Origin of the sequence: Natronosalvus caseinilyticus, assembly GCF_017357105.1 — an archaeon.
GTDB lineage: Archaea > Halobacteriota > Halobacteria > Halobacteriales > Natrialbaceae > Natronosalvus > Natronosalvus caseinilyticus.
The window spans coordinates 1,135,502-1,155,943 of record NZ_CP071596.1 but is presented as its reverse complement, the minus strand read 5'-3'; the positions used below and the strand labels follow the sequence as shown (position 1 = coordinate 1,155,943).

The following is a 20,442-nucleotide window of genomic DNA, read 5'->3' as shown; positions in this document are numbered from 1 at the left end:
CAATGGCCCAGCGAAATCTCGACCGTGACCAGCTTACGGGTCGTCGACGGAGTTTGTACGCCGTCGTCTCGCTTCCTGTTCAGTTCACGGTTACCTCCAGTAATCAGTGAACTCGAGAGCCGATTCCCGGAATCGGACTACTCGGGCTGGCGACTTTTCGATCGGCTCAAGACGAAGCGACCTCACCGGGATCGAGCAAACGTGGAGCAGTTGCGATGGAAAGACAGTTCCCGACGCGATCCCAATAGCCCGTCAATGCGTCTCGCCGTCCCCAACAAGGGCCGCCTGCACGACCCGACGATCGACCTCCTCGAGCGGGCCGGCCTCCACCTCGAGAACGGCGCCGCCAGGAAGCTCTACGCCGACACCGTCGACCCCGAGGTCACCATCCTCTTCGCCCGCGCGGCCGACATCCCTGAGTACGTCGCCGACGGGGCGGCCGACCTGGGGATCACCGGCTACGACCAGTACCGGGAAGCCGACGTCGGCACCGTCGCCGAGCTGCTCGACCTCGAGTTCGGCCGCTGTCGACTCGTACTCGCGTCACCCGAGGATGGCGACATCAACGCGGTCGAGGACCTAGCGGGGAAGACCGTCGCCACTGAGTTCCCAACCGTCACCCGGCAGTTCTTCGACGAGCGCGGTCTCGAGCCCGCAATCGTCGAGGTCACGGGCGCGACCGAGTTGACGCCGCACGTCGAAATGGCCGACGCCATCGTCGACATCACGAGCACGGGGACGACCCTGAAGATGAACCGCCTCGCCGTCATCGAGGAGGTCCTCTCGAGTTCCGTCCGCCTGTTCGCCCGCGAGGACGTCCTCGAGGACCCCAAAGTGCAGGAGATACGAACCGCACTCTCCTCGGTGCTGGCCGCCGACGGGAAGCGCTACCTGATGATGAACGTGCCCAGAGACCGGCTCGAGGACGTCCGCGAAGTCATCCCCGGCATGGGCGGCCCAACGATCATGGACATCGCCAATGGCGGCGGCGAATCAGTTGCCGTCCACGCCGTCGTCGACGAACGCGAAGTGTTCGAGACGATTACGGAGGTCAAGAAGGCTGGCGCGAGCGACATCCTGGTCACCGAGATCGAGCGACTGGTCGAGTAGGGCTCGCTCGAGGAACGAGAACCCCCCCCCCCCCCGCTCGAACGTGGTCACGAAATAGCGACGACGCGGCGGGTTCAGAACGTTCATTGTCCCGCCGACACATTCGCTACCAGTGAGCGACGAGTCAGACGCCTCGAGCGACCGGCCAGCCCCGGACGACGACGGTGGCGTGGACGTCGACGACGATAGCAACCCTGACGACGCCCCAGCCGACCCCACCCCCGCCGACACCAGCGCCTCGATTACCGAGGGCAGCCTCGTCCGACCGCTCTTTCGCCTCGCCTGGCCCATCGTCGTCATCCAGCTGCTGCAGGTCACCTACAACGTCGTCGACACACTCTACCTCGGACGCCTCTCCGCCGAGGCCGTCGGCGCGATCAGCCTCGCCTTTCCACTGATCTTCTTGCTCATCGCTATCGCCGGCGGCTTCACCACCGCGGGCGCGATTCTCGTCGCCCAGTATACGGGCGCCCAGGGCGACCGGTCGGCCGGCCTCGTCGCCGGCCAGACCCTCTCGTTCGTCGGCCTCCTCTCGGTGTTCATCGGCATCGCCGGCTACTTCTACACCCGCCCCGCTCTCGAGCTCCTCCCGAGCGACCAGGAGACCGCCGCAACGGTGATTCCGCTGGCCGCCGACTACATGGAGGTCATCTTCCTCGGCATCCCGCTCATGTTTGGCTTCTTCGTCTTCTCGGCGCTCATGCGCGGCTACGGAGACACCCGAACCCCGATGCTCGTGATGGTCGTCTCCGTCTTCCTCAACGTCCTGCTCGACCCGTTCTTCATCTTCGGGTTCGCCGACAACCCCCTGTTCGTCTGGCTCAACCTCGAGGGCCTCGAGGCCGCTCTCTACGGCCTTACCGGCTTTTCTGGACTCGGGATCCAGGGCGCCGCGCTCGCCACGATTGCCGCCCGCGGCGTCGCGACCGCGATGGGCCTGTGGATCCTCTTCACCACCGCGAGCGGGCCGGCCGTGCGCGTCGAACACCTCCCGCTCGACCGCGAGATCATCGAGGACATCGTCCGCCTCGGCGTGCCGAGCACGGTCGAACAGACCACGAGCGCGATGGCGATGATCACGCTCACCGCCATGATCGTCACGTTCTCGCCGCCGGTGGTCGCCGCCTACGGCCTGGGCAACCGGCTGATCTCGCTCGTCTTCCTGCCCGCGATGGGGCTCGGTCGCGCCATCGACACCATGGTCGGCCAGAACCTCGGCGCCGACCGGAGCGACCGCGCCGAGCGCTCGGTCTGGCTCGCCGCCTCGACCGGCGCTGGGGTAATGCTCATCGTCGCCGTAATCGCCGTCGCCTTCACCGAACCCATCGTCAGCGTCTTCCTCGGGGACGTCCCCGACGCCCCCGCGACCATCGCCTACGGCGTCGAGTACGTCCGCATCCGCTCCGTCGAGTTCGCCTTTATCGGCGTCTCCCAGGTGATCCTCGGCGCCTTCCGCGGGGCCGGCAACACGAAGACTGCGATGGTCATCTCGATGCTCACCCTCTGGGTCGGTCGCGTCGCGAGCGTCCTCGTGCTGGCGTTCTCCTGGTCAGTCACGGTTCCCGGCGCCGGGATTACCCTGGCCGCTCTCGGCTGGGGCGAAACCGGCGTCTGGGTCGGGATGGCCCTGGGGAACGTCCTCGGCGCCACCGTGGGGGTCGCCTGGTTCACCCGCGGTACCTGGAAGGAGAAGTACATCGACGACGCAGAGGTTGTGGACGACGCGAACGTGATCGAAGAGGACCTCGAGGATGAGGCCAAAGTCGAGGCGCCGACCGCTCGAGGCGAAGACTAGCCCACGACAGAAACGTTATACGGCCGTAGTCAATCTGTACCGACGGGGGCGCGTAGCTCAGTGGACAGAGTCCCTGGTTCCGGACCAGGATGTCGCGGGTTCAAATCCCGTCGCGCCCGTTCGAGTTCTGAACGGTGCAGATTCGATAGACGGCGTCGAGGCGTTTATAAGCCAAGCGCTGTCCGCGCGAAAGAGTTCGTTCGTTTTTCGAACGGGGGTCGGCGTCATCGTGCGATTCGCTAGGAGCTAAATCACAAGGGTTGGTCATAATTGTTCCGGGTGACCTTGGGAAAGACGAAAGCTCGGGTTCAAATTCCGTTCTGGGTTTTCTCCCTTCCGCGATACGGTGACCCCTACTACCCCTTCTCGAGCGTGATGCTCGTCCCACCGTTCGAAGGTTACCTCGAGGTCGGCCGCGTCTCGTATCGGGTCCGGAAGTACCGCGATGATTCGAGCCCTGTTGGAGAGCGCCGAGTATGGCATCGAGAGCTATGCCGACCGCATCCAGCACATCATGGGTCTGGCGGATCACGTCGCCGAGTGCTCGCCATTCCAGAAGTGGCTGGCCGAACACGGCGCCGAACTCGAGTTCGACCAGGAAGGCGAACCGAAGCGGCTCCGAATCGACACGATCCTGTCGACGCTGAAAGCCTCAAGCTTCGAGAGCGCCCACGAAGTCGCCCGCGAGGCGATCGAGAAGTGGCGCCACTCAGGGAACGACCCAGCGCTCTTCTCGAGAGTACCGATGCTGTGGCGGACGCCTGGAGGCGACACGGAAACGCGACCGGTCGGACGACTCGTGCCCGACTGGTAGAGCGGCCCTCGTGAGTGGCGACACTCTTTCGCACCTTCTTCTCAGCAATTAAGATTGTATTCAAGCCGTGAGTGTACAACTTCGGTTGTGTCCTGATCCTCGAGGGGTTGGGCTCCGCCGCGATCGGGCCGGAGCCTCGGCGGTGGCGATTCGCGCTGCGCGCGAACGCCCCCTTGAGGCGTGTCCCCAAGGGGATGAAGCCAAAAAATTACAACGTCCCCACCCCGCCTCCGCGCGGGGATTTCCAGTTGAAACACATGAAACGGTGGTTAGTTAGGCCGCGATCGGATTTTTGAAACCGCCGTGTGTCGCTTATTTGGTGTCCGATCCTTTGGTGCCACTACAGTCAATGTAACAATCAGTCTCGGTAGTTCGCAGATAACGAGCTTACACCGATAGTCCACAACTCCAATATGGCGATCAAAGGACCTGAGCGTTTCTGGAGGCTTACATTTTATAGGATACGTCGCTCATGAGTGATCTATGGATGTTCAGAGAAGGGGTCAAATACTCCTTGATCACATCACTTTCGGGCAGGGTGCACACTTCCTATTGGAAGTCCTACTCTTGCAATTTGCCTCAGTATTTCTCACATTCCAGTTCTCAAGTTCACTCCTTATTGAGATCTCGAAACCCGATCTCTTCATATATGCATATACTGGTGTTTCAATCGTCTTCTTCGGTGTTCTTGTACTCTTCACGGCGAAGATGCGGAAGCGTACCTTCTCACCAAGCCTCTATTCCCGTACTCGGCTAGCCGTATCCGTACTTGGATACCTTATTGCGTCTGGTTTGGTCATTTTGTTCGGATACATTCTCCTCATATTCGTATTAATGGGCGAAACTAGAATTGGTCAACTTGATTATGTATTCTCGGGGATGCTCACGACACTGTTCGCAGCACTGCTCGCTGTAGGTTATCACGCACGTATTGCCGATGATCGGCCGAACCGCGACACTATGGTCGAAACGATTACTGGGTGGGATGATTCGCACTCTTGGATTAATGAGGATGATCGGAGTAACGCTAAGCAAGAAGCCTATGGTGAATTCGTCGACCGAATGGACGACCTTTCCAGCATATTATATTCCGCAAAAACGGTTGAAGGGAAGCTATTAAGGGAGGATTTTGAGGGTTGGCGAGACGATTTTGAATCCCACAGTGAATTGTCAAAGGAAACCATTATCAAAGGACAGCGAGAGAAGAAGAATGAACGTTTGGAACAAGAGCACCAGAAACTAGCATCAATCCGCCACAGACTCCGGATTATCGCTGGAAAACAGTAATGATTACACGATACAAGATACCGGAAGATGCTGTCCCTCACGAAGAAAATCTGCTGATTCTCACCACCAGTGGCAAATGCTATGGCCATGACTTCACCGATATTGTCCGAGAAATCCGGGATGGCATCCAAGGCGATAAGCTCCTAGTCGAGGAATACTTTCATTCCCTCTCCGAACTTGCAGACCGTGATACGTTAATCCAAAATAGTGTTTGGATCATTCACTGGGACGAATGTTTACAGAACGAACCCTATCCCGAACTTAAGTTCTATCTCGATACACGTAGTTATCCAAATGAAAGTGAGATTATCCTCTGCATTGATGATGCACCTGAAGCATCGAGTATTGAATCTAAGTACCCAGGTGTATCAGTAGCACCCACGAAAGAATATCTCGTCGCTTATGCTCACGGTCATCTAAACACAGCGAATCCGGCTCACCCCGGTGGTCTCAAGAAGGTAATGGAGTGGAACAACGATGTTTGCGACACACTGGAGGTGCCATAATGCCTAATGAATGGAAGGTCATTGAACGTGTGGTTGACCAGTTTGACCTAAACGATACAGAACACGAGGAATATGTCATGGTCGTCACTAAGGTCTACAGTGAGGCAATGGCGACCTCCGCTGAGTTTGAGGAGTTCAACGAAGAGTACTATAATTTCTTAAACCGGGAAGTATTCTCAGATGAGCGAGTCATTTCTACTCTCAATAGCTTCGGGCTTACTGATGATCAATTGGCTGAGTTTCGGAATGGTACTGTCTCTTGTGACAATCTGGTCAAGGACTGGAACGAGCTTCGGTTCAGGATTGATGAGCTTATCGACTTCGCGATGATGTTGAAATTGATAAAAGATTACTCGGCCCAATCGGACAACGGAATGATTGAGTCGCGGTACCGCCTGCAAAAGCTGATTTACCTCGTAAACCGCCAGATTTCGAAGCAAGAGGATTACTCAGCAACCGGGGAGCTACAAGGTGATCTCGGGATGCTTGATCATACTGGCTACCGCTATCGGTTCACAAAACGAAGTTCGGGCCCCTTCTCTTCCGACGTTTATGAGGACAAAAACCGCCTCTTTGCGTGGGCACTCATTGAAGAACCAGTAGCAAGTGAAGACGGCACCGGTGAAGTCGCGGAACGCAACCGCAGTTATGGGATTGAACTCACACCCGCAGGAGAAATGATGGTGGACCAGTTTGATGATCGAATCGAACAGGCCGACAGCATCATGCTCTCATCTTGGAACTATGCCCAGCAAACCGTTATCGACGAAGTAGCAATCATGACACATGAAGAGGTTGTCAGTCACATCAACGAAGATGATAGAATACACCAAACTCCAACCGGTTCTGAACTACTTGTAGGACCGATGAAAAAATTCAAAGCCAGTGAAATCGAGTTCCTAGGAGAATTACAGGGGGAATTTGCTCATGCCTGATCGTCAAGAGATTATTGAGAGTATTATAGATGAACTAGAAATAGAAGACTTGGTGGAGGAGGACATCAACGAGTGCAGACGCTTACTTGAAGAGAACTATCGCGATCTCAATTTCCCCGCCGACAGAGTAACGATTCGGCGAATTCAAGCGAAGAACTTCAGGAATCTAGATGACCGGATAGTCCGAATGGACGACACAAATACGGCTCTCTATGGCGAAAATGAAAGTGGGAAGACCACCATCTTTGAAGCGATCCGGTTCAACCTGTTTGGGCGTCAGGAAAAGCAACGGATCACTCTTACTGATCCAATCCAGGACGAACAAAGTACGTTAGAAACAACTGGTAATTGGTCGGTTGACGCTAACCACTATCTTGTATATCGGACGATGAGCTGGGATGGTCCAGGATACGCTGACGATGATCGGCCAAAACTAAATACTGATCCGTCATCGGAGGACGAAATCCCTTTCCATGCTCGAAACACGCAGCAGGATGTCTCCGAGGCGTTCGGGATTTGGCCGGTTGAATCCCGTGAATTTGGCCGGTACAATATATTCTCGATGTTCTGCCTGATGTCGCCTAATTATAAGAAATTCATCAATTGGCAAAACAAAGCAGGCTTTATTGATCTGTTGTTCGGAATTGATCTAGCGGCTCCGATCAATGAGAGCAAGAAACGACGGAAAGAGGTCTATGAACTCACCGATGAAGAGGAAACCTCACCAGAAAACCTTGCTAGAGCTGAGGGGCGAGAGAATAATCTTCGAGATCGGCTAGAGGAATTACTAGAGGTCAAAGAAGAGACAGAGACGATACTGGCGGATAGAAGGTCGGAGTTGCGGTCAATCAATGAGACGCTTGATCAGAATAGTGATCTTGAGCGTTTAGAATCGGAGAAGCTCAGGCTACAGAGACAGATAAACAACCTGGAATCAGAGAGACGAGAGACGCGCGGTGATCTGCGTGAGGCTCGTTTGAATATCAAACGGTACGAGGAGATGGAGATGGGCGAGGAGCTTCACTCAACCGCGCAGGATCTCCAGCAACTAATGACTGTCCCGGACAGATGCCCAATCTGTACAAATGATGTAGATGATGATCAGCGCCAGCGTCTCTTGAATGACGCAGCCTGTCCGCTTTGTAGCAAAGATGTCCCTGATAAGCGGATCGAGACTGGGACAGAACAGGATGTTAGAGAGACAATCGCAGAGCAGGACCAACTTGAGGAGAAAATAGGGCAGTTTCAATCTCGAGAACGTGAACTAGAAGGAGAATTAAACCTACTTGATTCGCGGATTCAGGACCACCAAGATCAACTGGACAGGGTTGTAGCTCAAATTGAGGAAAGTGATGCCAACCAACTGGTCGATCGGCGAAACGAGTTAGAGACAGAAATATCTGAATTAGAGCGTGAGGCGACATCGACTCAAGTCGAGATCAATGCGAAACAGGATGAGCTTGAGGATGTCGCAGACCGTCTTGAGAGTCTTGAGGAAGCGTACGAACGCCGCACTGAAAAGATGCGGAAATGGAAGGCTCTACAGGCCTTCGAAAGAATCGTACGGAGGCATATTGAGGAAGAACGGACCAGCCTAAAGGCTGATTTCGAAGATGAGATGAGTTCGCTTCTCTCGTACTTCGAGCACGGACGGTTCGCTAGTGCCAGAAATGTAGAATTCAATTCACAAGGTGGATACGATTTTACCGTTATGATTGACAATGGCGATGATATACCCTCGGATCGCCATAACGAATTCTCAAATGAAGGAAAAATTTTGGCTTTACTTTTCCATACAGCAGTGTTGAAGTTGTTAGCAGAACAGTCGAACACGTTACCAATCCGTATGTTCCTATTAGACGCTCCATATTCTGAAATCCCTGACGAAGGAAATACACCCGACATCACAAACTTCCTATTAGCATTACCAGAAGAACTCCCAGATTACCAGATCCTCCTTACAGTGACTGATTCTGCATTGTCAGATAGGGATGAATTTAATGAAGCATATCAGATTAAAGATTTCTAATCCCTTCAATATCTCAACCTCACCTGTTTCGGCGGATATCGATCGATTGTGAGACAACGCGGCTGACCTGGGTGCTGAGGTTGATGTGGCGTATCTACCGCGGGCGGGAGAGGTGCAGTTCACTCGTTCAATCGGGTGAGCGGAATGCTTTGTAAGGAAATGCAGAAAGTCTATCAAGGGTTTGACGAGTGACCACAGGTAATGATCGACTTCGAATTCACGCCTCCGTCGATTGATATCGACAATGAAGCGCTCGCAAAAGCGGTTGTTGCCGCAAATAACGCCAAGGACTACTTTGATGCAGCACGGGCGTTGGCAGAGGCACAGATCGATATCGAGTATCCGTGGAACTACGATCCGGCGAATCATCAGATTCAGAAAGAGGCGGTTCAGGTCGCGATCACGTGGGCGGTAGAAGCTCGGGAAGGTCTTGAGTCCGCAAACGACGACGATCTGGAAAAGTTGGCGAGTCGGATGGAGGAATGTGAGCTGGCATTCGTCGACGAGTGGGATGATACGGGGGCATCTAACTATTACGAGACACTCTATCTGGCCATCTCAACGCATGACGCCCTCATCAGCTGGCTATGCGAAAAAGATCCGAACCTGACTGGATCGGATCCCAACAATATCGGAGAGGACGTCTATTGGGGCGGTGACAAGGAGGAAGCGGTGAAACGCTGGTTTGGCCAGTATGCCCCGATGAACCTAGAAGAAGGGGATAGTTCGGCGTTCAAGGACAAATGGGAGAAATTCTTCAAGCACCGGCACTGGATCATGCACGGCCACCCCGATGCTCATTTTGACGCGAATCTGGCGCTCACAGCCCTGTTCTTCCTCGGCTTGACAGGATATATTGTGGACGACAGGTACAATGATCTCGTTCGGGCCGGGAAAATCTGAGCGGAACGGCTCTTGTAGAGGCGACAGGAGCTGTGGATCGATAGTATCTCGATTGATTTGACCGGTAATATCCACGCGCTTATCGGTAATACTGTTTTCAATCTGTTTATATGTGTAAGATACACGCTCTGTATTCAGCACGACCCTTGAAACCTATCATCGAGAGAAAGGGGTTCAACAGAGCCACCTACGAGGGTTTATCAATGAAGGGGCAGCGAACAGCGGTCACAATGCGACATCCCCAGGATGACTTGCTCATTGTTCACGCCCTGGTTCAACTGGCTCAAGAAAATGGAAGGACTCCCACTGAAAACCATGCGATTGAATTAGCCAACGAGATCGCCAACCAACACGGTCTCGCACCATGTGAAGTACCAGCCCAACTCGAGGAGCGTAGCAAACCTGACCATTGGGGTTGAACACTGCCCCTAAGGGGGCAAGGTAATCTTGCGGCGCGCAGAACGCGCGCTGTTACGAACACGACCTCCTATTGCGCTGGCCATCACCGAGAACAGTTTGCTTAAATTTCACAATGGCATTCAAAAGTAAGAAGAGAACACAATAATTGGGAAAATATCTTACCCAGTAATAGCCTCAATGAATCCAAATTTGTTTTGATCATTTCCTCAGACAATATCGGTTTCCTTTTGATTGTGAGGTGAAATATTAGCGTAATGCCCGGGGCCCCATCTAGCAGGGATCAAAAAACGGAACAAGTAGAATCCCCTTCACTAGATTTCTTTTTCGCTACGAATTATGAATTATTTGCGATACTAGGTCTCTTCGCTGCTCTCTCTGTTTACCTTACCCAGCTACCGGATGAGATGAGCATTGAAGTCCAAGCAGGCATTGGAGGAAGCCTAATCATCTTCGTGATCATTGCGTTTGTTGTCATAAATAAGGCTTCCAACTGCGCTTCCTACGCACTCGCTCAAGGTCAATTTCTTCGATTCAGCGCATATATTGTCATCATGTTTTGCTTAGGAAGTCTTATATTATCAGTTGTGAGTGTCATGAATCGATATTCAGAGGGTACCGTTCCGCTCATTGACTACAGTATGACATTTGGTTTCTCGATATCATACATTTCGTTCGTCCAGAAAGATGGGGCGGTAATTAAATATGATGGGGGATCTCTTCTTGAAAACTTAATTCCCTATTCCCCATATTTGGCAGCAGCTTTGCTTAGCGTCTGGCACTTGCAAACTGGTGTATTCGATGAAAGTATTCGTGCAGCCCAAGATGAAGTAATGTTTGGTGTGGTGATCGGTTTAGCTTTGGTTCATTTTTTTACCAGTATCGTCATTGGAACTTCTATGATTTACGTAGATCGGGCTGGGGAACGGATTCTTTCTACCCAATTGTTTGAGAGAACGTATTTCAAGCGATAAATGGATTTTTGGACGGAATTCTTATCCAACCACCACTCGATTATAACACCTCGCTAATACCAATTTTCGCCTGTTGGGTCCCACGGTGATTTCCTCCACCATGCCAACGAAGTAACAGGAGGCTTGAAGCCTTACACATCTGGTCTTTGACGATCGTCAATCCAGAGCGGCCATGTGACCAGTACACCACGAAGCAGTACCAACCGCCCACTCGCCGGAGTCGGTCATGATACGCCTTGTAGATCTTGAAATTCCCCGGCTGCCCATCACTGTACGTGGTCGCCGTCGTCTCGGTACTCACGCCAGCGCGAACCCACCCAACCGTTCCACGGATCTTCTCGAGGTCACCAATCGCGGATGTACTCGTGTTTAATCCGACTCGTAGAACCGAGACCTTGGTGGAAATTGGTGGCGAATCGTGCATCGCCTCGGCTTGCTCCTCGGTCCGATCCCGAGCCGGTAATACGTCTTCGTCCGGTTGTGGTCCCACAGGTGGGCGAGTTCCTCACCAAACCGATCGTCGTAGAGCCCGGCCTGGGCGCTCTGCTGGTAGAGTCGTCGGTGACTACAGATGATTTCCTCGACGCCATCGCTCCATCGCGAATAAATCGGCACGGTCACAGTATGCACGGAAGAGGGTTGGTCGATCAAGACAGAGAGAACGCCCTATACCCCCTGGTAACGGAAGAACCGTTCTCGGAGGAACTGAATTCCAGCACGATCGCTGTGGACTCTTTCCTATTAGGCATATGATTTCTATTGGGAATATATGGGCAACAGACAGTGGGTCACTACTCGTATCGGAGACGGATTATCGAGGTCATCAACCTTGAGGAGTACAATCCGTACGTTACCCTCATGTTACGTGCCAAAATAGAGGAATTCAGCCTACTCCACAACCGACCATGCGCCGTTTGGTGACACCGGTCCTCAATCCGAAGTGACTGACGAGATAGTATCCGAATCCTCCCGCCATTCCCGATATCCGAATATCGCCATCTCAGCTGACGAAGATGTCGGTTTTGCTGGTGAGCCGTCGATAGCACCCGTCGCCAATTCCGCCGCTTCATCTAGCGAATTGGCCCGATGACTCGAAAGAGCAGAGAATCCCATCAAATAATGACTCACCAACTGACCGAAAACCGGGGGAGGCGACCGACCCGTTGACGTCCCCGGCTAACCCGTTTGAATCACAATCCGAATTCCGCCAGATCGACCGACGAGAAGGCCCTAATTGAGCCGATTCGTAGTTGTCGCATACGGCCCACAAACCCGACTACTGAACCCGACCGTTGGCCCTATTCGCCCCGCTAACGGTAAATCCGACTCGATGACCAGTGGCTCAACCGGGGCTCGAGGCCGATCGCCGGGACCGGTAACTAGAACCGACTCAATTGGCCAAAGCGGGGTGTAACCCCCACGTAACGGTTGGGCGTTGCTGTTCGTGAGCTTTCGATTATTCTCGAGAGCGGTCCATCTTCCATTTGGATATGATCGATCCGACGCAATCGCAGCTCCAGGGTAATGTGTTGCATCCAGTCCGATGTGATCGTCGTGGAATCGCTAAACAGTCGAATTTCACCATTGGATTGGCCGAACTCCACCAACTAATGGTACAGGAGACCATGAATCAGTCTGATCGACCGCGCGCGATATAATATTCTTCCCCAAACACATTATCTAAAATGTAGCGTGGGGAAACAATCCGATTTCGCTAGTTTGTCAAATTTTGCGTTCACCATTAGAATCACCATTACCCCTCCGTCACCTAGCGGTTTTCACCAACCCACCAATTAAATGGTCCGCTTATATAGTACGAGTTGAACGTCGGGTGCATGGGAAAGCCCCAAACGAAGCCCGTCTCCGGCCGGGTCCCGACCGACGTCGCCCAGCGACTCGAGCGGGCCGCCGACGAGACTGGTCTTACGAAATCGAAGCTTGTCGCCCGGGCAGTAGAGTACTACGTTGACGAAAATCCGGATCGAATCATGGAGTTCTATCCGGACGGATCGCTCGCCGCGTTCGTCGAGGAATTATGCCAATGAGTCAGACAAATCACGTCCCCACGATCGTCGAGGAGTCGGATGCCGAGCGGTTGCTCCGACAGCTCCACGAAGCGACGGAGACAAGCCTCGAGCCAATCGAACCGGAGAAAGCTCTCGGACTCTACCTCGAAGACAAGGCGCGCGACTGTCGACAGTCGACGGTCGACGCGCACCGATCCCGGCTCGGCTTCTTCGTCGACTGGTGTCGCGAGCGCGACCTCGAGAACCTCAACGACCTGACCGCCCGCGACCTCCACGAGTATCGCGTCTGGCGACGCGAGGACCTCAACGTCGTAAGCGAGAAGACGCAGATGGACACGTTACGCGTCTTCGTCGAGTGGTGTGAGACGATCAACTCGGTCGAGTCCGGCCTCTTCAAGAAAGTCAAGTCGCCGGCGATCCCCGACGGCGAAAACGCCCGCGAGACGGTCATCCACGCCGACCGTGCCCGAACGATCCTCGAGCACCTCAGGAAGTACGAGTACGCCTCGACCGAGCACGTCGTCTGGCTCGTCCTGTCTGAGACGGGGATGCGAATGGGAGCCGCTCGGGCGCTCGACATCGATGACTACCGATGCGACGCCGAGGTCCCCCACCTGACCGTCGTCCACCGACCGGAGACCGACACACCGATTAAGAACGGTACTCGAGGCGAGCGTCGAGTCGGACTCTCCGACGAGGCGTGCGAGGTACTCGACGACTACCTCGAGCACCAGCGGCCCGACGTGACCGACCAGCACGACCGGGTGCCGCTACTCGCTACCACACAGGGTCGAATCGCCAAGTCGACGATTCGAAAGTACGTCTACAAGTGGTCCCGACCATGCCTCATCGGTCTTGAGTGTCCGCACGATCGAGATCCAGATGAATGCAGCGCGGCCACCGATCTCGATCTTGCGTCGAAGTGTCCCTCGAGCGTGACGCCCCACCCGATCCGTCGAGGGTACATCACGCAGCTCCTCCGGTCTGGCGTCGACGTACAGGTCGTGAGCGAGCGATGTAACGTCTCACCGGCGATCATCGACGAGCATTACGATGTTCGGTCGGAGGAGGACAAAATGCGCCAGCGCCAGGAGGTATTGCGTCGGTCGCTTCTAGAGGAGTAATCGAGGATTGAGGAAGAACGGCTCTGTTGAAACGCTTGGTCAGTGGCATATTTCAGAAGTCGTGCTAAATACAAGGCGTGAAAGCAGTACGAGATTTAGATCGATCTCCGAAGTGGTGAGCACTCAGTACAGTGAAGCACTCATCGCGGCAGTGGTCGTCTATCCGATACTGGCTCCAGAGCGCGTTCTGGACCATCTTCGGCCACTTAGTCGACTGATCGGTCCGTGACGCGGATCTCGACCCCGCCATTCCCCCGGAGTTCGACCGTGACCCCGTCGGTGTCGAACGTCACGGTCGTTCTCGACTGTGCATCGGGGCGAAAGAGGGAATTGAGAGCGTCAGGGTTTACGTCCTCGTAGAGGACGAAATCTGCTCGCAGGAGATCTTCCCCCTTATAGTCCTCGATAGCGTCAAGCACCGCTTCGGTTAACGAGCGGTCCTGATCAGGGGTGTACCATCCCCGTGTCTTGCTCGCTTGCCTGGACCTGTCTTGCGTCATGGACTACTCACTCCTCCATGGCAGTTGGGGGACTCGGAGAAGCGCTCCGCTATCTGTTCGAGTTGCGAGTGACCGTGATATCGGACCGTTTTGGTCCGCCTGTCGTAGTCAACGAGTCCAGCGTCGTCCAGTTTGGGGAGTGCAGCGTGGTGGAGCCGGATTGCAACCCGGGTCTCGTCTGCGTGGTCACGTCGGGCGAACGCGGTTGCAATGTCGTCGACGGTAGCGTGGTCTTCGGGCGCGTTTTTGAAGTATTCGATGACAAAACGACAGTGCCGATTGGCGAGCGCGAGAAGGAGCGTATCTCTTCCGGGGATCATTGGCGAGGAGTCGGTTTCCGTGAACATTGTATACTCGACTTGAAGAGACCGCTCCACGTGAGACTTCATTTTGTCTATACAACTTCCTTATATAGATTCGAGTTCAGGTCTCCAGCACAGTGAGGGTATTGCCGAGGATTCTCCGCGTCTCTCGCTGGAGTTGAGAGGCAATTGCCTGCTGTGAGATACCGGTTCCTGCTTGTACGTACGTGTAGTGAGCGGGTGGTTCTCGGGCTTCGGCGTGAAACAAACGAAGTCGTCGTGCTGAATGGGCCCTCTGTATCTCGCACGCCATTTCTGACAGCAGTTCGGTAGTTCGTTATGCCTCTGCAAGATACAAAGCGCGAATGTCGCACGAAGTGAGAGCCAATCTGGATGGGGTGATCGATCAGTACAGAGCATGCATGTAGCACGACGACTCCGGGTATTTCGCAGTCTCTGATCAAAACAGCTGTCAGGATCAGTGTAATATTAATGTGTGTACCCCCTTTGTGTCGGAGTGACTGACCTGATTACCGAATACGCCGACTACGACTCATTTGCCCGTACGTGGCATTCAGATACCCTCGCTGACTACGATGTCTCTCTCGAAGAAACCGGGAACGGGGCTTCTCAACGAACAGAAAACCCGGCAACTGTGGCAATTGTTGGGACTCCTTGGCACCGATGAGATTTTCATTCAACTGCCAGATTGGTTGGCCGACGAGAAGGGTGGAGTCACGGACAGAGCCCCACCCACAATGTTCGTTGGATGCATCTCCAGAGAGACCGAGGACGCAATTCTTTTCAAAGAGTCCGCAGCGGCCCAGCCACTGATGGGACTCGCTCACAGGATTCATTCACTCTAGAATGGGGTGAAAAGACAGGTGCCGATACCGACCGCCACGAGCGGTCAGAGAATCGTCTTCGAGACCACTACCAACAGTTCCACAACCGAGATAACCTTCCCACCCTTTCTGACGAGTGGCTTCCAAAAAGCCAACTCATAACGGCTGTTCAGCGGTGTAAGTAAACCAGATACCAGCCTTTATTAGTAGAAATGACGGTTGTAATGGCGGATTTTCAGAAATGACCGTACATCACCAGACCGATGTGATCAGGCCGATATACGCAGATCCACATAGCAGACCGTTATTCTTCTTTGCAGCCGATTTTCAGATCGATTCTCTCGCTGGTATAACTGTTTGACCAAAGAGTCTTTCCGCAGAGCGCTCCGGCAGCAGCGACTAACTCAAGGGGACGTCCCGCTAGTCGTATCTATGGCCATTGAAGCCTCATTCACCATCGACCAAGAAGACTTCCCGCTGAGTGCCGTTTTTAATCAATTGGCCGATGCCACTATCGAACTGGATCGAATTGTTCCCACGAACGATGCTATAATCCCCTACTTCTGGATTTATGCCGATACCACCGACGACCTCACGACCGATTTGAGTGACGACATCGGGATTGACCGGGTGAAGATAATTGATGAAGTAGAGGGACAGATGTTTGTCCGGATTGAGTGGAACCTCGATCATGAAAGTGTTCTCACGGCGATCACCAACACGGAGGTCAATCTCCTTTCCGGGATAGGAGATGAAGAAAAGTGGACATTTGAAATTCGCGCTGATGAACAACGAGAAATATCGAATTTTCAAACGTACTGCCGAGAACACAACATCCCTATCGAGCTCACCCAGCTTCATGCGCTCTCATCACTCAAATCGGATCGAGAGTACGATCTGACAGGGGGGCAACGGACAGCGTTGGTGATGGCGTATTCTCGCGGGTACTTCGATTCGCCACGTGATGCGACGCAGGACGATCTCGCAGAGGAACTCGAGATCACTAGGCAAGCGGTTTCATCACGGTTACAGCGTGGTCTTCGACGGCTCGTAGCGAGCACGCTGATAACGTCTCAAGAATAATACTTAAACAGCACTTAAAAGAATGTTGCGCGAGCAAAAGCCATTGTCAACCCACTGGCGCACGTCGTTAGTTATGATGACACCTCTCGAGAAACACCCGAAAGCATTGATGTCGTTGACTCTATGACCGCTGTTGAATACGATATCGAGGAGGAGTTCTTTCAGGCGACGTACGATGAGAATTCTGAATTGGCAACTCTAGCAGTAGTTGCCGTGATCGATTCAACCAACGGTACGATGAAGCATGGCAGTACTTCCTTCGATGATGAGTGATTTGAACTGACAGTATTCAGCGAAGGAAGAATTGATGCCGACCCAATAACCGGCGCACAGTCAGCAGTATGGTTCCGTATCGAATGATGTGTTCCAACTGTGGAACACTGCGACTAGGGCGAAAACGAACACCTGACGGTAAGATCACTCCATACAAAAAGACGTATTCGGAGTGTGGCTGCGAAGACACCGATATCTGGAGAAAGAACACGGATGACTGCCGATGACTGTTGAAGCGACGTTTACCGTTCCGCCCAATCAATTTCTTCTGGGCAATCTGTTCGAGCACCGACCAGAAGTGATGGTCGAATTAGAACGGATTATTCCCAGCCAAGACATGACGATCTACTTGTGGATCCAAGGTATTGCCGTTGGTAATATTGAGAGTACATTAACCAAACATTCCGCGGTAGAGAATATCCAACTCGTTGATGATATCAAAGACGAGCACCTGTTGCGTGCTGAGTTAGGCATTGACTCTAACGGCGTTCTCAGCACGCTAACAGAAACGAATTGCTCGATCATCAACGCTAGCGGTATGAACCAGCAGTGGACGTTCGAAATCCGTGGAGACACTCAAAAAGAAATCTCGCATTTTCAGGCCCGCTGTTTAGAGTTGGGCATTTCAATCACATTGACGGAACTACATGCGCTCACGCCGGTCAATTCAGAGACTCAGTCTGCATTAACTGATGCACAACAAGAGGCGCTTGTACTCGCCTTCAACCACGGGTACTTCGAATCACCTCACGAAGTGACGATGGAAGAACTTGGCGACGAACTCGGAATCACACAGCAGGCTATTGCATCTCGACTCCGGCGCGGGATCAAACAGATTCTTGGAATAACGCTTTCTGAAATCATCCCATAGAAAGATTGAACAAGACTATATCTCCTGTATCGTACCACCGACTATTGACACGAGACCGCATGTCTCTCACCAATTGCCTCTGAAGCAGCGATCAATCTGCATCCGTATGTATCGGTTGATTCCGGCCTAAGATTGTGAAACAAACGAATTTGCTGTGCTGCATCCATTCTCTGTATCTCGCACTACGTTCCTGGCAGCACCCCGGTAGTTCGATCAGCTGTTGCTGAATAGAAGGCGCATATTCGGCATGGTTGTAATTCAGCTGGGCTGGTTGGCATTGCCCACGGAGAAGATAGCGTCAGGCTGTGGATTGATCTACTTTGGGTTTGCCACGAATAGCGCGGTGAATGTGGGGTTTTATTCATCAAGAGTATCCATTGGTAGGATAACAAACGACGCTCGATTCAGCGTTTGCTGGCGCTGAGCGAGATACTCTTGACACCGTACTTCTGACACGCGTTCACTGCCTGGTCAGAGGCAAACTCGTATTGTGGATTCTCCCTGATCTCGATGGCGTCGAACCCTGGCGTCTCAATCATCATCGTATAATCATCGACCTGTTCAGCCCCACCGATACACGCCGCCCAGAGATCCGCATCGGTCTTGATGCTCTCAGACATGTGTTCCTCGCTGATGATGTCCGAAAGCGCCAATCGGCCATTCGGTTCGAGGACGCGATTGACCTCACTGAACACGTCTTCCTTCTCCGCGGAGAGGTTGACGACCCCGTTGGAGATCACGACATCGAAGGTTGTGTCCTCGAACGGGAGGTCCTCGATGTACGCTTTCTCGAAGGAGACAGTATCCATTCCGGCCTCGTCACGGAGCCGTCGTGCCTTCTCCAGTTGTTCATCGGTCATGTCTACCCCGGTCACGCTCCCGGTCTCGCCGACATGGAGTGCCGCGACAAACGCGTCCGTTCCGGACCCACTACCAAGGTCGAGGACATCGTCGCCCGGTTGCAGGTCTGCGAGATCGAAGTGGTATCCCACACCCGCGAAGGACTCGACGGCTTCCTCAGGGATGCCATCGAGATCCTCCGATGAATAGCCGAGTCGTTCCGCCAATGGGCGGCCCATCTCGAAATGATACCTTTCGGTCGGCGCCTCTGCGACATCTCGATAGACGGATTTAACCTCTCGTTCGAGTTTGCTAACATCAAGTGATTTTGACATGATATTCATCCCTGTACCGAGACCAGATCAGTTTCGACCTGGACAGCGTTCATGAGGTTGTCCATCAACGGTGACGTGGTTTCGACCCGGTCACGCAGCTCGGCGAGTTCCTCATCCGATGCGTCAGCGTCGATGTACGCGGTGTAGGTCACTGTGTTGTACCCGGCACGGACATCGTCGGAGATACCGAGGAATCCCCGAAGGTCAACGTCTCCTTCAAGCTCGAACCGGAGTTCATTGAGTTCGATACCCATGGCTGCGGCATTCGCTGCATACCCGACGCTCAGGCACGATCCGAGAGCGGCGAGCAGGAGTTCCACCGCGTTGGGTGCCGCTCGCTTCCCGAGGATTTGTTCCGGCTCGTCACCCTCGATTTTGAATTCCTGGGTATGAATTTGCTCGCCCGCCTGATCGAAATCGTTGATCGACGTGACACACTGCAGGCCATCAGTCCATTCGGTTTCCGCTCGAAATCTGAATTGGCCGGTCGCTGATTCCGCTGTAATTGCTTCGACTGCTTGGCCGAGTTGCTCTACATCTACGCCATTATTGATTGACATTTTGAAGTATCTCTCTTTGCGCTTTCTCACCCCCTGCCAGGTTGGGTAAAATTGCGTACAACTACTATGACTCGCACGTATAAAGCCTCATACTACTGATAATATTATATGAGGGATTGGGCAGGTATTCCTGTTGAACCCTTTCTTCCCACAGCGAATGACCGAGTGTTTTCGCTGTGTTTTCTCAATAAGTCAATGATGAATACAGCCTCTATATCTTGCATGTCGCTTCTGACAACAGTCCAGTAGTTAGTCGAGTCTCTGCAAGATACAAGGCGCGAATCTTTCACGTCGAATCGTCGAAAAGGTCGAACTCAACCTACTCCAGTTGCATAGTACCGGTGACCAATATCGGGTCGTATGGCCTGGCAGGCGGAAGCGACTTGCGGACCGAATACGTGGATACCGATTGATGTACCAAATTATTCGGCAATATTGGGAGTACACTCCGTTGCCGGAGCCTCACGTTGCTGGGATCGTTGTGGGGAGTGCGCTGCATGCTCGCCGGCCGTGGCGAATAACTCGTTATCGGTCAATTACCCGGATTTGTGGACTCGCACTGATCGGATGGGGGGTGTTCGTCAATGGGTGGGCCTTCTATTCGGTCGCCAAGACTATCGGTCGTGGGGAGCGACAGCTCGTCACGACTGGCCCGTACTCATTCAGCCGAAATCCCATCTACGTTGGGTGGACGATGCTCTACGCAGGCTTCGCGTTGCTCAAGAACAACGGGTGGATTGCTCTTTTTCTTCCAGCGGTGATTGCCATAACTCACTGGGCTACTCATCGGGAGGAGCAGTGGTTAGAACAGGAATTCGGTGAGGAATATCGTGCGTACCGTCGACGCGTTCCCCCGTATCTATAAGCAAATCGAGATTTGCCTGACTTTCCTGATAGCCACTTCAATTTCGG

Annotated in this window: 19 protein-coding genes, 1 tRNA gene and 2 pseudogenes; 16 read left to right on the top strand and 6 right to left on the bottom strand. The window is 53.5% G+C overall.

The genetic code is table 11. The annotated features are described in order from the left end of the window. The first annotated feature begins 255 nt into the window (after positions 1–255). The 10 genes and pseudogenes from hisG (at position 256) to J1N60_RS05595 (ending at position 10,770) form a co-directional block, all read left to right on the top strand. Positions 256–1,110: an ATP phosphoribosyltransferase gene (gene hisG / locus J1N60_RS05640; protein ID WP_312911380.1), complete on the top strand. Its 855-nt coding sequence runs from the start codon at positions 256–258 to the stop codon at positions 1,108–1,110. 112 nt (positions 1,111–1,222) lie between these two features. After that, positions 1,223–2,905 carry an MATE family efflux transporter gene (locus J1N60_RS05635; protein WP_312911379.1) on the top strand — a complete coding sequence of 561 codons (1,683 nt, stop codon included), beginning with the start codon at positions 1,223–1,225 and terminating at the stop codon, positions 2,903–2,905. A gap of 46 nt (positions 2,906–2,951) precedes the next feature. Next, positions 2,952–3,024 (top strand) — tRNA-Arg (locus tag J1N60_RS05630). A gap of 283 nt (positions 3,025–3,307) precedes the next feature. Next, positions 3,308–3,719 (top strand): annotated as a pseudogene (locus tag J1N60_RS05625) (DUF7845 domain-containing protein); the annotation flags it as partial. Positions 3,720–4,202: 483 nt separating this feature from the next. Beyond that, a complete protein-coding gene (locus tag J1N60_RS05620) occupies positions 4,203–5,006 on the top strand; it encodes a hypothetical protein (protein WP_312911378.1) in 804 nt (267 codons plus the stop codon). Then, positions 5,006–5,512, top strand: a complete 507-nt coding sequence (locus tag J1N60_RS05615; protein ID WP_312911376.1) for a hypothetical protein — start codon at positions 5,006–5,008, stop codon at positions 5,510–5,512. Before J1N60_RS05620 ends, J1N60_RS05615 begins: the two co-directional genes overlap by 1 nt. Further along, positions 5,512–6,447 carry a hypothetical protein gene (locus J1N60_RS05610; protein WP_312911375.1) on the top strand — a complete coding sequence of 312 codons (936 nt, stop codon included), beginning with the start codon at positions 5,512–5,514 and terminating at the stop codon, positions 6,445–6,447. Before J1N60_RS05615 ends, J1N60_RS05610 begins: the two co-directional genes overlap by 1 nt. Next, on the top strand, positions 6,440–8,476 hold the full coding sequence (locus tag J1N60_RS05605; RefSeq protein WP_312911374.1) for an AAA family ATPase: 2,037 nt from the start codon (positions 6,440–6,442) through the stop codon (positions 8,474–8,476). Before J1N60_RS05610 ends, J1N60_RS05605 begins: the two co-directional genes overlap by 8 nt. Before the next feature lie 201 nt (positions 8,477–8,677). Continuing rightward, positions 8,678–9,379, top strand: coding sequence for a hypothetical protein (locus tag J1N60_RS05600; protein WP_312911372.1), 702 nt, complete (start codon positions 8,678–8,680; stop codon positions 9,377–9,379). A 674-nt stretch (positions 9,380–10,053) separates the two neighbouring features. Further along, a complete protein-coding gene (locus J1N60_RS05595) occupies positions 10,054–10,770 on the top strand; it encodes a hypothetical protein (protein ID WP_312911370.1) in 717 nt (238 codons plus the stop codon). Between the two features lie 40 nt (positions 10,771–10,810). On the opposite strand, the pseudogene J1N60_RS05590 reads toward J1N60_RS05595, so the two are convergent. Further along, a pseudogene (locus tag J1N60_RS05590) lies at positions 10,811–11,041 on the bottom strand (PD-(D/E)XK family putative nuclease); the annotation flags it as partial. 98 nt (positions 11,042–11,139) lie between these two features. Beyond that, complete coding sequence (locus J1N60_RS20755; protein ID WP_484551601.1) at positions 11,140–11,385, bottom strand: DUF8154 family protein; 246 nt, start codon at positions 11,383–11,385, stop codon at positions 11,140–11,142. Between the two features lie 1,220 nt (positions 11,386–12,605). Here J1N60_RS20755 and J1N60_RS05585 point away from each other — a divergent pair. Next, positions 12,606–12,815 (top strand): ribbon-helix-helix domain-containing protein, encoded by a 210-nt coding sequence (locus tag J1N60_RS05585; RefSeq protein ID WP_312911368.1) that lies wholly within the window; start codon positions 12,606–12,608, stop codon positions 12,813–12,815. After that, positions 12,812–13,921, top strand: coding sequence for a tyrosine-type recombinase/integrase (locus tag J1N60_RS05580; RefSeq protein WP_312911366.1), 1,110 nt, complete (start codon positions 12,812–12,814; stop codon positions 13,919–13,921). Before J1N60_RS05585 ends, J1N60_RS05580 begins: the two co-directional genes overlap by 4 nt. A 206-nt stretch (positions 13,922–14,127) precedes the next feature. Here the strand turns inward: J1N60_RS05580 and J1N60_RS05575 are convergent, their stop codons facing one another. Together J1N60_RS05575 and J1N60_RS05570 are read right to left on the bottom strand one after the other, a co-directional pair. Further along, entirely contained in the window at positions 14,128–14,421 is a 294-nt protein-coding gene (locus J1N60_RS05575) for a HalOD1 output domain-containing protein (protein ID WP_312911364.1), read from the bottom strand. Beyond that, positions 14,418–14,768, bottom strand: a complete 351-nt coding sequence (locus tag J1N60_RS05570) for a DUF7344 domain-containing protein (protein WP_312911362.1) — start codon at positions 14,766–14,768, stop codon at positions 14,418–14,420. Before J1N60_RS05570 ends, J1N60_RS05575 begins: the two co-directional genes overlap by 4 nt. A 1,232-nt stretch (positions 14,769–16,000) precedes the next feature. On the opposite strand from J1N60_RS05570, the gene J1N60_RS05565 reads away from it, so the two are divergent. The 3 genes from J1N60_RS05565 (at position 16,001) to J1N60_RS05555 (ending at position 17,795) form a co-directional block, all read left to right on the top strand. Beyond that, positions 16,001–16,651 carry a helix-turn-helix domain-containing protein gene (locus J1N60_RS05565; RefSeq protein WP_312911360.1) on the top strand — a complete coding sequence of 217 codons (651 nt, stop codon included), beginning with the start codon at positions 16,001–16,003 and terminating at the stop codon, positions 16,649–16,651. Between the two features lie 123 nt (positions 16,652–16,774). Then, positions 16,775–16,924, top strand: a complete 150-nt coding sequence (locus J1N60_RS05560) for a hypothetical protein (RefSeq protein ID WP_312911359.1) — start codon at positions 16,775–16,777, stop codon at positions 16,922–16,924. Between the two features lie 223 nt (positions 16,925–17,147). Further along, positions 17,148–17,795, top strand: coding sequence for a helix-turn-helix domain-containing protein (locus J1N60_RS05555; protein ID WP_312911358.1), 648 nt, complete (start codon positions 17,148–17,150; stop codon positions 17,793–17,795). 404 nt (positions 17,796–18,199) lie between these two features. Here J1N60_RS05555 and J1N60_RS05550 read toward each other — a convergent pair whose 3' ends face one another. Both J1N60_RS05550 and J1N60_RS05545 read right to left on the bottom strand, forming a co-directional pair. Further along, positions 18,200–18,970 (bottom strand): methyltransferase domain-containing protein, encoded by a 771-nt coding sequence (locus J1N60_RS05550; RefSeq protein ID WP_312911357.1) that lies wholly within the window; start codon positions 18,968–18,970, stop codon positions 18,200–18,202. Between the two features lie 5 nt (positions 18,971–18,975). Then, positions 18,976–19,530 carry an OsmC family protein gene (locus tag J1N60_RS05545; protein ID WP_312912540.1) on the bottom strand — a complete coding sequence of 185 codons (555 nt, stop codon included), beginning with the start codon at positions 19,528–19,530 and terminating at the stop codon, positions 18,976–18,978. 412 nt (positions 19,531–19,942) lie between these two features. Between J1N60_RS05545 and J1N60_RS20590 the strand changes: the two genes are divergently transcribed. Next, on the top strand, positions 19,943–20,395 hold the full coding sequence (locus tag J1N60_RS20590; RefSeq protein WP_425499328.1) for a methyltransferase family protein: 453 nt from the start codon (positions 19,943–19,945) through the stop codon (positions 20,393–20,395). Positions 20,396–20,442 lie beyond the last annotated feature (47 nt).

What these genes read in the sequence shown, in the direction of transcription:
- hisG (WP_312911380.1), top strand. Translation starts at nt 256, where the DNA reads ATGCGTCTCGCCGTCCCCAACAAGGGCCGCCTGCACGACCCGACGATC.
- J1N60_RS05585 (WP_312911368.1), top strand. Translation starts at nt 12,606, where the DNA reads ATGGGAAAGCCCCAAACGAAGCCCGTCTCCGGCCGGGTCCCGACCGAC.
- J1N60_RS05595 (WP_312911370.1), top strand. Translation starts at nt 10,054, where the DNA reads ATGCCCGGGGCCCCATCTAGCAGGGATCAAAAAACGGAACAAGTAGAA.
- J1N60_RS05580 (WP_312911366.1), top strand. Translation starts at nt 12,812, where the DNA reads ATGAGTCAGACAAATCACGTCCCCACGATCGTCGAGGAGTCGGATGCC.
- J1N60_RS05555 (WP_312911358.1), top strand. Translation starts at nt 17,148, where the DNA reads ATGACTGTTGAAGCGACGTTTACCGTTCCGCCCAATCAATTTCTTCTG.
- J1N60_RS05545 (WP_312912540.1), bottom strand. Translation starts at nt 19,530, where the DNA reads ATGTCAATCAATAATGGCGTAGATGTAGAGCAACTCGGCCAAGCAGTC.
- J1N60_RS05560 (WP_312911359.1), top strand. Translation starts at nt 16,775, where the DNA reads ATGACCGCTGTTGAATACGATATCGAGGAGGAGTTCTTTCAGGCGACG.
- J1N60_RS05615 (WP_312911376.1), top strand. Translation starts at nt 5,006, where the DNA reads ATGATTACACGATACAAGATACCGGAAGATGCTGTCCCTCACGAAGAA.
- J1N60_RS05610 (WP_312911375.1), top strand. Translation starts at nt 5,512, where the DNA reads ATGCCTAATGAATGGAAGGTCATTGAACGTGTGGTTGACCAGTTTGAC.
- J1N60_RS20590 (WP_425499328.1), top strand. Translation starts at nt 19,943, where the DNA reads ATGTACCAAATTATTCGGCAATATTGGGAGTACACTCCGTTGCCGGAG.
- J1N60_RS05570 (WP_312911362.1), bottom strand. Translation starts at nt 14,768, where the DNA reads ATGTTCACGGAAACCGACTCCTCGCCAATGATCCCCGGAAGAGATACG.
- J1N60_RS05620 (WP_312911378.1), top strand. Translation starts at nt 4,203, where the DNA reads ATGGATGTTCAGAGAAGGGGTCAAATACTCCTTGATCACATCACTTTC.
- J1N60_RS05600 (WP_312911372.1), top strand. Translation starts at nt 8,678, where the DNA reads ATGATCGACTTCGAATTCACGCCTCCGTCGATTGATATCGACAATGAA.
- J1N60_RS05605 (WP_312911374.1), top strand. Translation starts at nt 6,440, where the DNA reads ATGCCTGATCGTCAAGAGATTATTGAGAGTATTATAGATGAACTAGAA.
- J1N60_RS05575 (WP_312911364.1), bottom strand. Translation starts at nt 14,421, where the DNA reads ATGACGCAAGACAGGTCCAGGCAAGCGAGCAAGACACGGGGATGGTAC.
- J1N60_RS05565 (WP_312911360.1), top strand. Translation starts at nt 16,001, where the DNA reads ATGGCCATTGAAGCCTCATTCACCATCGACCAAGAAGACTTCCCGCTG.
- J1N60_RS05550 (WP_312911357.1), bottom strand. Translation starts at nt 18,970, where the DNA reads ATGTCAAAATCACTTGATGTTAGCAAACTCGAACGAGAGGTTAAATCC.